1 rRNA gene is annotated in these 1,030 nt (G+C 56.4%); it reads right to left on the bottom strand.

The features are described from left to right. Positions 1-2: 2 nt before the first annotated feature. Positions 3-1,030, bottom strand: a 23S ribosomal RNA gene (locus AC3EVP_RS36885); the annotation flags it as partial.

The raw sequence follows: 1,030 nt of genomic DNA, 5'->3' as shown, positions 1-1,030 counted from the left end.
ACATGGACAAGCCCTCGGCCTATTAGTACCGGTCAGCTCCACCCCTCACGAGGCTTCCACATCCGGCCTATCAACCCAGTCGTCTACTGGGAGCCTTACCCCATCAAGTGGGTGGGAGCCCTCATCTCGAAGCAGGCTTCCCGCTTAGATGCTTTCAGCGGTTATCCCTCCCGAACGTAGCCAACCAGCCATGCCCTTGGCAGAACAACTGGCACACCAGAGGTTCGTCCGTCCCGGTCCTCTCGTACTAGGGACAGCCCTTCTCAAGACTCCAACGCGCGCAGCGGATAGGGACCGAACTGTCTCACGACGTTCTAAACCCAGCTCGCGTACCGCTTTAATGGGCGAACAGCCCAACCCTTGGGACCGACTCCAGCCCCAGGATGCGACGAGCCGACATCGAGGTGCCAAACCATCCCGTCGATATGGACTCTTGGGGAAGATCAGCCTGTTATCCCCGGGGTACCTTTTATCCGTTGAGCGACGGCGCTTCCACAAGCCACCGCCGGATCACTAGTCCCTACTTTCGTACCTGCTCGACCCGTCAGTCTCACAGTCAAGCTCCCTTGTGCACTTACACTCAACACCTGATTGCCAACCAGGCTGAGGGAACCTTTGGGCGCCTCCGTTACCCTTTAGGAGGCAACCGCCCCAGTTAAACTACCCACCAGACACTGTCCCTGATCCGGATCACGGACCGAGGTTAGACATCCAGCACGACCAGAGTGGTATTTCAACGACGACTCCCACCAAGCTGGCGCTCGATGATCAAAGTCTCCCACCTATCCTACACAAGCCGAACCGAACACCAATATCAAGCTATAGTAAAGGTCCCGGGGTCTTTCCGTCCTGCTGCGCGAAACGAGCATCTTTACTCGTAGTGCAATTTCACCGGGCCTATGGTTGAGACAGTCGAGAAGTCGTTACGCCATTCGTGCAGGTCGGAACTTACCCGACAAGGAATTTCGCTACCTTAGGATGGTTATAGTTACCACCGCCGTTTACTGGCGCTTAAGTTCTCAGCTTCGCC

It is taken from the genome of Actinacidiphila sp. bgisy144, from assembly GCF_057708105.1.
This window is presented reverse-complemented; position numbering and strand designations above follow the sequence as displayed.